The sequence below is a fragment of the Micromonospora sp. NPDC005298 genome (assembly GCF_040607375.1).
GTDB lineage: Bacteria > Actinomycetota > Actinomycetes > Mycobacteriales > Micromonosporaceae > Micromonospora.
On sequence record NZ_JBEXGP010000008.1, the window covers coordinates 162,922 to 174,162 of the forward strand.

Below are 11,241 nucleotides of genomic sequence, written 5' to 3' on the forward strand. Positions count from 1 at the left end.
GCCGTTACGTGACCGGGTCTCCGCCGTCCCTGTCCGGCGCGGTGATGGCCCACCGCTCGTGGTCGCGCCACGCGCCGTCGACGAACAGGTAGTCGGGCGAGAAGCCCTCCAACCGGAAGCCGAGCTTGCGGGCCACCCGACGGGACGGCTCGTTGCCCGGCTGGATGTTCGCCTCCAGCCGGTGCAGCCCGACGGCCGTGAACGCGTGGTCGATCACCAGCGCGATACCCGCCGACGCGTGCCCGGTGCCGCTGTACGGCGCGAACGCCGCGTACCCGAGGTAGCCGCCGCGCAGCGCGCCCAGCACGATCCCGCTGATGTTCACGTAGCCGGCGATCGCTCCGGTGGCCCGGTCGCAGATCAGGTAACCGGCGTTGTCCCGGCGACGGATCTTGGCCAGGTAGCGGTCGTACTCCTCGGGGCTGCCCGGCGCGGCCAGCCACGGGTGGTGCAGGTCCCGACTGCGCCGCGCGCCGGCGACGAACTCGTCGACGTCGGCGGGGCGGGGCCGTCGGATCGCGGCGGGACCACCGGTGCGCAGGTATCTCACGGCCGACCACTCTGACCGACGCGCACTGTCGTTGTCCAACCGGTAGGTGTGATCGGGCTGTCGGTCAGGTCGCCGGGACCTCGGTGCTCTCCCGGGCGAGCACGGTGTGCGGCGCGACGACCTCGGCGACATCGGCGTCGGGTTGTCCGATCCGGGTGGTGAGACGGCCCACGGCCTCCCGGGCGAGGAAGCCGGTGTCGACGGCGACCGTGCTGAGGGTGGGTCGCGAGTAGCGCCCCTCCTCGATGTCGCCGACGCCGATCACGGCGACGTCGGCGGGGACACGCAGCCCGGCGTCGAAGACGGCCCGCATCGCGCCGATCGCGAGGGGGTCGGAGAGGCAGAAGATCGCATCCGGGTGCTCCGGGCCCGCGAACAGGTCGCGGGCCGCGCGGTAGCCGTCGGCCCGGCGGTCGTGCCGGGCGGGCAGCAGATCACGGGGCAGCGGCGTCAACCCGGCAGCGCGCAGCGCCCGGTGGTAGCCGGCCGTGCCCGGCGGCGGCACACCGCCGGGTCCCGGGGGGTACGCGCCGATCGCGGCGATCCTGCGGCGGCCGGTCCGTAGCAGGTGGGCCGTCGCGTCCTCGGCGGCCCCGGCGACGTCCACGCTCACCCTGTCGCACGACCCGTCGGTGCTCCCGCCGCCGATCAGCACGACGGGACGACCGGCGGCGGTCAGCGCCCGGGCCGTTCCGCCGGGTCCTCCGACCAGCACCCCGTCCACGGGCATCGGGCGGGTGGTGTTCGCGCCCTCCTCGTCGGGCCCCCGCTCCACGACGACCCGGTAGCCGGCACGCCCGGCCGCGTCGACGACCTCGCGGGTGAGGTCGTCGACGTACGGCGGGTCGGTGTCGGGCAGGACGAGGGCGAGGACGCCGACGCGCCCGGTCCGCAGGGTCCGGGCGAACGCGTTCGGCCGGTAGCCCAGCTCGGCGACGGCGGCCTCGACCCGGTGGCGTACGCCGGCGCTCACGTGGGGGTAGCCGTTGACGACGTTGGAGACCGTCTTGACCGACACCCCGGCGAGCCGCGCCACGTCCTTGAGCGTGGGACCCACGACCCGCCCTCCCCCGATCAAGTCACACCGGCAAAACGTTTTCACCGGTGTAGGTTCGACAGTCGCAGGCGATTTCACACCTGTCAAGGCGATACGGTGGTGTAACAGACAGGGGGTGGCCGGTGGACGACGACGCGGTGGTGCCGGTTGCCGCCCGGCTGATCCGGGACTTCGTGAACACCTACGAGCCGCAGATCGACGACGAGACGCTGACCAGCCCGGACGGGCTGCGCGACTGGTTCGCCGAACGGCGTCTGCTGCCTGCGGACGTACCCCTCGGGCCGGCCGACCTCGACGCGGCCGTCACGGTCCGGGAGGGTCTGCGCGCGGTGCTTCTCGGCCACGCCGGTCACCGCGCCGACCCCGGTGCGATCGACCGCCTCAACCACACGCTGGCGGCGATGCCGGTCGCGCCGCGCTTCACCGCCGACGGCCACCGCCTGGTCGCCACCGGCCACACCCCGCTGGACCAGGCGGTCGCCGGTCTGGTCGACGCCATCCGCGAGTGCGGCACGGACGGCTCCTGGCGGCGCCTCAAGGTCTGCGCCCGCGACACGTGCCGCTGGGCGTACTACGACGCCTCACGCAACCAGGCCCGCCGCTGGTGCTCGATGGCCGGCTGCGGCAACCACATCAAGATGAGGCGGGCATACGCCGTCCGCACCGGTCGGGCACCGTCCTAGGCGGCACGGGGGTGGGTCAGCAGCCGGAACTCGGTACCGTCCGGGTCGGCCAGCACCACCGCGCCGTCGTGGTCGTCGCCGACCCGCTCGGCCCCGAGGGAGAGCAGCCGGTCGACCTCCGCCCCCGGGTCGTCGTCGGCGGCGAGGTCGAACGTCACCCGGTCCCGGCCCCCGTTCGGCATCAACGGCGGACCACCCCAGGTGATCTTCGGACCGCCCAGCGGGGACTGGATCGCGGTCTCCTCGTCCTGGTCCCAGACCAGTGGCCACCCGAGCGCGCCGCTCCAGAAGTACCCGACGTCCCGCGAACCGTCACAGGACAGGTCACCGAGGAACCCGCAGCCGGCCAGGAACGTGTTGTCCGGGCCGAGGACGCAGAACTCGTTGCCCCCGGGGTCGGCGAGCACCACGTGGCTCTCCTCGGGAAGCTGGCCGACGTCGATGTGCCGCGCGCCCAGGTCCAGCGCCCTGGCAATCGTCTGCCGCTGGTGCTCCGGCGAGTCGCTCGTCAGTTCCAGGTGCGCCCGGTTCTGGACGACCTTCGGCTCCGGCATGAGCGGGAAGCGGAGCCGGAACCCGCTGTCGTCGTCCGGCAGCACCATGACGCCGTGGCGTGGGTCGTGGACCAACTCCCGCCCCAGGATCGCGGACCAGAACCGGCCGACACGTAGGGGTTCGGTGGCGCCGAAACACACCGCGAAGAGGTGACTGGTCATCGCTGCGCTCAGCTCCGATCCGACGACGGGAGGGCCAGCCGGCCCGGGGGTCGGAGCCTACGGATGAGCCCGCCGGGCCGCACCCGGGTATTTGGCCGAGGACCAGGGAGCAGACGAACGACGTCCTCCACACTTGGGTACGTGCCTTCCGGCAGGACCACTCAGCAGCTCGCACGTCGACCGAGCCGCCTGGCCGGTTCGCCCTCGCGCTGCTCTGGATCGGCTCCGGCGTCGTCGTCGGCGCGGTCGTCCCACTCGCGGGCGTCGCCATCATCGCCGGCTTCCTACCCGCCTACTACCTGCCCATCCGTGGCGAGTACGGCGAGGCGGACGGGGCCACCGACCGATCCGGGTGACGGAGGCGACCCGTACGCCGTCTTGGGAGATCGACCGGCTCCGGTGCTCGACGGAGCCCGCTCGGGTCAGAGCGGCCCGGGACGGGTCTGCTCCATCGGCATCGGGACCTGGAGGAAGGTGGTGCCGCGCATGTCCAGCCAGGCCCGGTCCGGGCCGCGGACCAACCGCACCATCACCTCCTCACAGGACGGGCAGCGCGCGACCAGGCCGGGGGCGTGCGAGTAGACGTGCAGGCTGGCCATCGAGCCGGTCATCCCGCAGTTCTCGCAGCGGCCCATCGCGGTGCTCAGGTCGACGGTGAACAGCTCACGCATCGGTCCGTCGAGCATGTTGCCGTCCAGGTACGACATCTCGGTCATCGGGTCTCCTTGAACCTGCTCGGGCGGGACGGTCAGCCGGTGGGGCCGAAGCGTTCGGTCTTGATCTGCCTCGACGGGTGACCCAAGCCCACCAGCAGGTCGGCCACGGTCTCCACGAAGCCGGTCGGGCCGCACACGTAGGTGAGCGGTCGCAGGTCCGGCGGCCAGCCGTGGCTGTTCACGTCGGCCAGCCCGACCCGGTGCGGTTCGCCGCGCCAGCCCTCGGGCGCCTCACGCGTGTACACGTACGCCACGTCCAGCCCGAAGTCGTCGCGGACCCGGCGGCGCAGCTCGTCGGCGTAGATCACGTCGGTGGGGGTGCGCACCGAGTAGATCAGCCGGAACGGCACCCGGCTGCCGGTCGCCCGGCGCGCCCGGATCATCGCCATCAGCGGCACGATGCCGGAGCCGCCGGCGACGAGCTGCACCGGCGCGGTCTCCTCGGGCCGCCAGATGAACCAGCCACCGAGCGGTCCGCGGACCTCCACCGGGTCGCCGTCACCGAAGACATCGATGAGGTACGGGGACACCTCGCCGTCGGGCACCCGCTGGACGGTCACCTCGATCCGCGGCCCACCCGGGCCGTCCACCACCGGCCCGGCGATCGAGTACGACCGGGCCGCCTGGTAGCCGTCCGGAGCGGTCAACCGCACGTCGACGTGCTGCCCGGGCAGGTGACCCGGCCAGTCCGGCACCTCCAGCACCAGCGTCTGCGCGGTCGGTGTCTCCACCCGCCGCTCCACCAGCCGGGCGACCTGCCAGCGGATCGGCATCCGGGCCGGGGTGCCCGTCGCCACGGCGCGCTCAGTCACCCTGGTACCGCTGCTCGCGCCACGGGTCGCCGTAGTCGTGGTAGCCGGCGGTCTCCCAGAAACCCGGCTCGTCCATCGTCTTGAGCCGGATCCCGCGCACCCACTTGGCGGACTTCCAGAAGTACAGGTGCGGCACCAGCAGCCGCGCCGGACCGCCGTGCTCGGCGGGCAGCGGCGCGCCGTCGAACGTGTGCACCACCCAGGCCCGCCCGCCGCGCAGGTCGTCGAGCGGCAGGTTCGTCGTGTACCCGCCGTAGGAGTGGGCGAGCGCGAAGTGGGCGCCGGTGTCCACGCCGTCGAGCAGCGTGTCCAGGGAGACGCCCTGCCAGGTGGTGCCCAGCTTGGACCAGTGGGTGACGCAGTGGATGTCGACGGTCGGCGTCTCCTGCGGAAGCGCCATCATCTCCTGCCACGACCACCGGAACTCGTTGCCGTTCTCGGCGGCGATGACGAACTCCCAGGTGTCCAGGGAGACCCGGGGTGTCGGGCCGGCCGACAGCACCGGAAAGTCCTCGGTCAGGTACTGACCGGGCGGCAGGGCCGGCTCCTGTGATCGGGGCCGACCCTGAAAGCCCGGTGACACGATTCCCATTGCACAGTCGTACCACCCGCGCCGGCCGGGGCGGGAGCTTTCCCGCGTACCCCCTCGCCGCCCCGGCGCGGCGCGGTCAGTGCCGTTCGGTGACGACCTCGCGGTCCTCGGGCACGCCGCCGCGGGTGGCGCGCAGGCTGGTGACGGTGACCACCACCAGCACGCCGATGATCACGCCCAGCGAGGCGAGGGTGGGGATCTGCGGGACGCTCTCCCAGATCCCGTGTGCCCAGTGCAGGCCGAGCTTGAGACCGATGAACGCCAGGATGATCGCCAGGCCGTAGCTGAGGTGCACCAGCCGGCTCAGCGCCGCGTGCAGGACGAAGTAGAGCGCCCGCAGGCCGAGCAGGGCGAACGCGTTGGTGGCGAAGACCAGGTACGGGTCCTCGGTGATGCCGTAGACCGCCGGGACCGAGTCGACGGCGAAGACGATGTCGGTGGCCAGCACCGCGACCACCACCAGGGCGAACGGGGTGAGTGCCCGCTTGGCGCCCTGCCGGACGGTCATCCTGGTGCCGTGGTACTCGTTGACCACCGGCATGATCCTGCGCAGCAGCTTCACCGAGCGCATCTTGTTGATGTCGACTTCCTGCTGGTGCCCGGACAGGGCGTCACGCAGCAGCTTCACCGCGGTGGCGACGAGGATGATCGCGAAGAGCAGGAACGCGAAGTCGAGGGTCTGCAACGCGGCCGCGCCGAGGGCGATGAAGATCGCCCGCAGCACCAGCGCGCCGGCGATGCCGTAGAGCAGCACCCGCTGGGCGAGCACGGCCGGCACCGCGAACGCGGCCAGCAGCAGCATGAAGACGAAGAGGTTGTCGACCGAGAGCGACTTCTCCACCAGGTAGCCGGTGAGGTACTCCACACCCTGCTGGGACCCGTAGCGGGCCCAGATCCAACCGCCGAACGCCAGCGGCAGGGCTATGTAGAACGCCGACCAGCCGAGCGCCTCCCGCATCGACACCTCGTGCGGGCGGCGCGTGACCAGGAAGTCCAGCACCAACAGGAGCAGCACACCGGCGATGGTCACCGCCCACAGGGTGGGGGTGCCCACCGACGACAGCTCACTGGCGGCGGACAGGTACGACACTTCGGTCATGGGGTCTCCTCGAACACCGTGTCATGTTCGAGGTCTCCTTCACCCACCACCTGGTGGGCAATCACCCGAGGCGCGCCGGGCGCGCCGTACTGACCGGAATGATTCGTGGGAAGTACTCCCCTCGCACGGACAAGGTTAGGCCAGGCTGATTCGCAGCGCCAAGCGGGACATCGATGGTTGCCCTGGTAAACCGCTGTGTGCCCACCGTCAGGCACGGCGCAGCGTCGCGCCCGGGGCCATCGCCTGCTCCACCAGGTCCCGGTAGTCGCGCGGCAACTGGGTGGCCACATCGTCGAACTCCCCACCGGTGATCGCCTCGCGCAGCGTCGTGAAGACCGCCCGTACGGCGTCCCGGGCGGCCGGCTCCGGCACGCCGGCCCGCAGCGCGACCCGCGCCACGAACTCGGCCGCCCCGAACCGGTCCGCCTGCTCGGTGCTCGGGCTCGGCTTGAGCACCAGTTGCAACGGCTGGGGCAGTTGCGCAGCCAGGTCCAGCACCTCGCCGCCGGTCAGCCGCTCACCGAACGTCTCCAACACGGCCCGGGTCAGTTCGACCGCCCGCTCGGACGACGTCGACGTGCGCTGGGAAACCTGGTCGATGAAGGTGTCGTAGTTCATCGCGTACTCCCTCGGGTCGCGTCGGCGCCTGCGGGTACCCGCGCCGGCCGGGTGGAAACGGCGCCGATTCGCGACCCGGGGCGGGCGTGACGCGACCGCGGGCGGGTAACCGCCGCCGGTCGTGACCACATCGATGCCCGAGGGAGCCGCTGCCATGGCGAGCTACGCCGACGTCCTGCAGTACCTGTCGAGCCTGGACTACCCGGCCGAGAAGGACGACGTCGTCCGCGAGGCCGAACGCGAGGGTGCCCCGCCGGACGTCCTGAAGGCGTTGCGCGCCCTGCCGCCGGTGGACTACGCCAACGGCCCCGAGGTGGCCCGGTCGGCCGGCATCGAGGCGGCCCCCGAGGTGGGCCCGTCGCAGCGGGCCGCGCAGGCCCGGGACAAGACGCACGACCGGGTCTCGCAGCATCTGCGCGGCATCTGACCCGGCGGTGAAGGCCCCGGCCCCGGCGCGCGGGGCGTAGGGATGCCCCGCACCGGCCCACTGTCCCGCCCTCCGGACGGGCACACCCCGGCCGCCGCGCAACTCGCCCTGGTGGGGGTCGTCGGCATCGTCGTGGGCGCCGGCCTCGCCCTGGTGCTGCCACCGTCGCTCGCCCCGCTCGCCGGCTGGGACGCGGCCGCGCTGAGTTGGCTGGTGCTGGTGTGGCGCAAGATCTGGCCGCTGGACGCCCGCCGCACGGCGACGCTGGCCGTGTACGAGGACCCGAACCGGGCCATCCGTGACGTGCTGCTGCTCGTGGCCTGCTCGGCCAGCCTGCTCGCCGTCGGGCTGGTGGTGGCGAGCGCGCACGCGGCGCCGCCCGGCCTGAGACGGGACATGTACGGCGGACTGGGCGTGTTCAGTGTCGTGCTGTCCTGGTTGGTGGTGCACACCGTGTTCGCCGCCCGGTACGCCCGGATCTACTACACCGGCCCGGACGGTGGGGTGAACTTCAACCAGTCCGAACCGCCGCGCTACTCCGACTTCGCGTACGTCGCGTTCACGATCGGGACGACGTTCCAGGTCTCCGACACGAACCTGACGAGCAACGAGATGCGGCGTACCGTGCTGCGGCACTCGATGCTGTCGTACCTGTTCGGCGCGTTCATCATCGCCGTCACGGTGAACCTGCTGGCGGGCCTGGCCCACTGATCGCCGGGACAGGCGGGCGCCCCCGGGTCACGAACCGCGACCGGGGGCGCCAAACCTGCCCAGGCGGTGCGCCGCGCCCGAACCGGATCGCGGCGACCAGGCGGTGGATGCCCGCTCGAACCGAGCGGCCAGCACTGCCGGGTACAACCATACGACAGAACATCCTCCATACGGTCAGTTTTTGCGGAACTGTGGGCCAGCGCACGTCACGGCCGGCCGGTCAGTTCCCCGTACCGGTGCTCCAGATCCACCCGCGCCAACGCCCCCACCAGCCAGGCCAGGCGCTCCGACCCGCCGCTGGCCAGACCCGCCAGATCGTCCGCGGAACGGCCCAGGCCGAGTCGCCGCGCCGCGGTCAGCGCCCGCCGGTCGGCCACCGGGGCGACCTCCCGCCACAGCGCCTGCGCCTCCCGCAGGAACAGGTCGACGACCTGCCCGTCGATGCCGGGCAGGTCGGCCAGCAACGCCCGCTCCCGGGCCGGATCGTGGTGCGCCGCCGACCGCAGCCGGCGCAGATCGCCCCGATACCGCTCGACGACCGTCCGCGCGAGATCACCCAGTACGGCGGCGAGCGCGTCCACGTCGCCGCGCTGGCCGCTGTCGCGCAGCACCCGCACCCGCTCCTCGTGCAGCGAACGGGCCAGCCGGGCCGGGCTGTCCCAACCCTCGTCGCGCAGCGCCCGCGCACCGTCCAACGCCCGCCGGAAGTCACCGCGGCGGGCCAGCAGCACCGCGAGGTAGAGCACCTGGAACAGGCTCGCCGGGTTGTTGGTGACCCGGAACCCGTACTCCTCGGCGAAGCCCCGCCCGCTGCCGGCGAGTCGGCGGGCCAGACGTTTCCGGTCCTGCACGGGAGTGATCAGAGCGGTCGGCATGCGGGCGACTACCCGCGCGACCGCCGGTCACACGCACCGCTCAGCCGTGCAGACCGCCGGTGCGGTCCCGTGCCTTGAGGCGGGTGGTGGGCAGTGCCGGCGCCGGCAGCGGCGGCGCCGGATCGTCGGCGACCACCCCGAAACGCCGCCCGGCCATCCAGTCCTCCCGGGCGGCGGCCACCTCCTCGTGCGAGCGGCCCACGAAGTTCCACCACATCACCAACGGCTCGTCGAACGGGACGCCGCCCAAGAGCAGCAGTCGTGCCCCCGCCCCGCCGCGCACGGTCACCTCCCGCCGACCCGACCCGAGGTAGAGCAGCGCCCCCGGCTCGAACCCCACCCCAGCGGCCTCCGCCGACCCGGACATCGCCAACATCGCGTACTCGAAGTCGGGCCGCAACGGCAGCGTCGTCGGCGCGGTGCCGCCCAGCTCCAGCTGCGCGCCCATCAGCGGGGTGTGCACCACCGCCGGCGACCGCTCGCCGCCCAGCTCACCGACCAGCAACGTGACGTCCAGCTCGCCGTCGCGCCAGCGCGGCAGGTCGGCGTGGTGGGCGAAGGCCGCCGCGCCGGCCCGCGCCGGATCCGGCAGCGCCACCCACAGCTGCACGCCGTGCATCACAGGTGGATGGGCGGCCGGCGACCGCTCGGAGTGGGCGATGCCCTGCCCCGACGTCATCACGTTCAACTGGCCGGGCCGGATCGCCTGCACGCTGCCGAGGCTGTCCCGGTGGATGATCTCGCCGTCGAGCAGCCACGTCACCGTCTGAAGACCGGTGTGCGGATGCGGCGGCACCTCCATGCCGGGCCGCTGCGCCACGTCGTCCGGGCCGAAGTGGTCGACGAAACACCACGCACCGACCATCCGGCGGGGACGCTGCGGCAACAGCCGGCGCACCGTCGTGTAACGGCCGAGCGGCACGTCGTGGCCCGGGAGCAGCACGCTGCCGGGATCGGCGTCGGCCACGCCAGGTGGTCGGGTCTGCGCCAGCATCGATTCGGTACGCTCCACCGCCCGACTGTACGCGCACGCCCACCCGCGACCACGGCGCTTCGGCCGCCGCACCTCGCCGGCTCAGCCCGCGTCGGTGTCCACCGTCACGCTGTTCGCCCCCGCCACCAGGTCGAGGTAGAGCCGGTCGGTCGACCGGTCCCAGCCCGGCGCACCCAGCAGCGAACCCGCGCCCACGCCGTTCCACCGTTCGTCGCCCACCACGACCGATCCGGCGCCCGCGCCGACGCGCACCCGCACCGGAGGCGAACCGGGCACCCGCACGTCCAACTGGCTCGTACCGCCACTCAGCCGTACGACGACGGTGCCGTCGATCGCCGGCAGGAGCACCTCGGTACGGCTCGACCCGCCGGCGAGTTCCACACCCAGCAGCCGCGCCCGCGTCAGGTCCAACACCTGACCACTCACCCCGCCGGTCAACTGGAGACGCCACGCGACCCGCTCGTTGAGCAGCACCCGGACCGCCTTGACGCCGGACGCGCCGGTGTCCGCCAACCCGAGCCGTACGGTCTCGCCCCGCACCTCCGGTCGCGCCACCACGCCCGCGCCGGCCGGGGTGTCGATGCGGTAGAGGTCGTCGCCCAGATCCGCCACCCGCAGGTCGAACGACGACACCCCGTCCACGAGCACGAAGGTGGCCCGCTGCCGCCCGGCCAGCGGAGCGGTCATCGTCTGCTCGGCGGCCCGTGCGGCACCCGAACCGTCGGGTCGGACGCCGTCGGGTCCCGTCCCGTTGGGGCCCGTCCCGTCGGGTCGGTCGCCGTCTGGTGCGCCCGTGGAGGCCTGACCGAGGCGGTGCGGGTCGGCGATGATGACCGCCACCGCCACGGCGCCGAGGATCAGCACGACCACGGCAGAGGCCGCCAGCAGGCGTGCGCCGACCGACCAGCGACGCGGTGCCGCAACGGGTTCCGGCTCCACCGCCACCTGGCGCTCGGGCCGCTTTCCGGGTTCGCGCTCCACGTCGCGCGGCGGCTGATGCGCCGCCTCGTGCTCCGGCCGTACTGGTCCGCGCTCGGGTTGCTGCGCTGCCTCGTGCCCGTCCTCTGTGCCGTCACCCACTGCGGCCATGCGTCGTCCCTCCACCGGTCCCCGCCGGAGGGTACGTACCCGCGCGCCGACCGGATCACTCCGCGCCTGCCACGCCGCTCCGCTACGTCGTCTCGACTGAATCTTGGACAGTTTCCGTTCGCGGTCGACGGAAACTGTCCAAGATCTGCGGCGCCCGGACATGCCGATGGCCGGCACCCCGTTGCGGGGGTGCCGGCCATCGTGTGGGTGGGTGGGTCAGCTGTTCCAGTGCTGGTTGACCAGGTCGGTGGCCTGCTGCTCCCACTGGGCGTAGGCGTCCGGGTAGGCCGAGACCTGCACGG

General features: G+C 72.7%; 14 protein-coding genes. 3 read left to right on the forward strand and 11 right to left on the reverse strand.

Translation table 11 applies throughout. The features are described from left to right. Nucleotides 1–4: 4 nt before the first annotated feature. Together ABZS77_RS15940 and ABZS77_RS15945 are read right to left on the reverse strand one after the other, a co-directional pair. Nucleotides 5–550 carry a GNAT family protein gene (locus ABZS77_RS15940; RefSeq protein WP_354823079.1) on the reverse strand — a complete coding sequence of 182 codons (546 nt, stop codon included), beginning with the start codon at nt 548–550 and terminating at the stop codon, nt 5–7. A 64-nt stretch (nt 551–614) separates the two neighbouring features. After that, nucleotides 615–1,607 carry a LacI family DNA-binding transcriptional regulator gene (locus tag ABZS77_RS15945; RefSeq protein ID WP_354823083.1) on the reverse strand — a complete coding sequence of 331 codons (993 nt, stop codon included), beginning with the start codon at nt 1,605–1,607 and terminating at the stop codon, nt 615–617. A gap of 122 nt (nt 1,608–1,729) precedes the next feature. Here ABZS77_RS15945 and ABZS77_RS15950 point away from each other — a divergent pair, with 122 nt between their 5' ends. Beyond that, the gene (locus ABZS77_RS15950; RefSeq protein ID WP_354823085.1) at nt 1,730–2,290 is read left to right on the forward strand and encodes a CGNR zinc finger domain-containing protein; all 561 of its coding nucleotides are present in this window, start codon (nt 1,730–1,732) and stop codon (nt 2,288–2,290) included. On the opposite strand, the gene ABZS77_RS15955 is transcribed toward ABZS77_RS15950, so the two are convergent. The 6 genes from ABZS77_RS15955 to ABZS77_RS15980 all read right to left on the reverse strand — a co-directional run bounded on the left by ABZS77_RS15955 (nt 2,287) and on the right by ABZS77_RS15980 (nt 6,843). Next, on the reverse strand, nt 2,287–3,006 hold the full coding sequence (locus ABZS77_RS15955) for a VOC family protein (protein ID WP_354823087.1): 720 nt from the start codon (nt 3,004–3,006) through the stop codon (nt 2,287–2,289). The two genes, ABZS77_RS15950 and ABZS77_RS15955, sit on opposite strands and share 4 nt — an antisense overlap. Nucleotides 3,007–3,428: 422 nt before the next feature. Then, nucleotides 3,429–3,722, reverse strand: coding sequence for a DUF6510 family protein (locus ABZS77_RS15960; RefSeq protein ID WP_354823089.1), 294 nt, complete (start codon nt 3,720–3,722; stop codon nt 3,429–3,431). A 32-nt stretch (nt 3,723–3,754) separates the two neighbouring features. After that, on the reverse strand, nt 3,755–4,495 hold the full coding sequence (locus tag ABZS77_RS15965) for a ferredoxin reductase (RefSeq protein ID WP_354823119.1): 741 nt from the start codon (nt 4,493–4,495) through the stop codon (nt 3,755–3,757). Nucleotides 4,496–4,526: 31 nt separating this feature from the next. Further along, the gene (locus ABZS77_RS15970; RefSeq protein ID WP_354823091.1) at nt 4,527–5,126 is read right to left on the reverse strand and encodes a sulfite oxidase-like oxidoreductase; all 600 of its coding nucleotides are present in this window, start codon (nt 5,124–5,126) and stop codon (nt 4,527–4,529) included. Between the two features lie 76 nt (nt 5,127–5,202). After that, on the reverse strand, nt 5,203–6,225 hold the full coding sequence (locus tag ABZS77_RS15975) for a TerC/Alx family metal homeostasis membrane protein (RefSeq protein ID WP_354823093.1): 1,023 nt from the start codon (nt 6,223–6,225) through the stop codon (nt 5,203–5,205). 207 nt (nt 6,226–6,432) lie between these two features. Then, a complete protein-coding gene (locus ABZS77_RS15980; RefSeq protein ID WP_354823095.1) occupies nt 6,433–6,843 on the reverse strand; it encodes a DUF2267 domain-containing protein in 411 nt (136 codons plus the stop codon). A 154-nt stretch (nt 6,844–6,997) separates the two neighbouring features. On the opposite strand from ABZS77_RS15980, the gene ABZS77_RS15985 reads away from it, so the two are divergent. After that, nucleotides 6,998–7,270: a DUF2795 domain-containing protein gene (locus ABZS77_RS15985; protein ID WP_354823097.1), complete on the forward strand. Its 273-nt coding sequence runs from the start codon at nt 6,998–7,000 to the stop codon at nt 7,268–7,270. Nucleotides 7,271–7,312: 42 nt separating this feature from the next. Continuing rightward, complete coding sequence (locus tag ABZS77_RS15990; RefSeq protein WP_354823099.1) at nt 7,313–7,981, forward strand: DUF1345 domain-containing protein; 669 nt, start codon at nt 7,313–7,315, stop codon at nt 7,979–7,981. Nucleotides 7,982–8,187: 206 nt separating this feature from the next. On the opposite strand, the gene ABZS77_RS15995 is transcribed toward ABZS77_RS15990, so the two are convergent. The 3 genes from ABZS77_RS15995 to ABZS77_RS16005 all read right to left on the reverse strand — a co-directional run bounded on the left by ABZS77_RS15995 (nt 8,188) and on the right by ABZS77_RS16005 (nt 10,939). Further along, the gene (locus ABZS77_RS15995) at nt 8,188–8,856 is read right to left on the reverse strand and encodes a hypothetical protein (RefSeq protein WP_354823101.1); all 669 of its coding nucleotides are present in this window, start codon (nt 8,854–8,856) and stop codon (nt 8,188–8,190) included. Nucleotides 8,857–8,896: 40 nt separating this feature from the next. Beyond that, the gene (locus ABZS77_RS16000; protein ID WP_354823103.1) at nt 8,897–9,868 is read right to left on the reverse strand and encodes a pirin family protein; all 972 of its coding nucleotides are present in this window, start codon (nt 9,866–9,868) and stop codon (nt 8,897–8,899) included. A 63-nt stretch (nt 9,869–9,931) separates the two neighbouring features. Further along, the gene (locus tag ABZS77_RS16005; RefSeq protein ID WP_354823105.1) at nt 9,932–10,939 is read right to left on the reverse strand and encodes a hypothetical protein; all 1,008 of its coding nucleotides are present in this window, start codon (nt 10,937–10,939) and stop codon (nt 9,932–9,934) included. Nucleotides 10,940–11,241 lie beyond the last annotated feature (302 nt).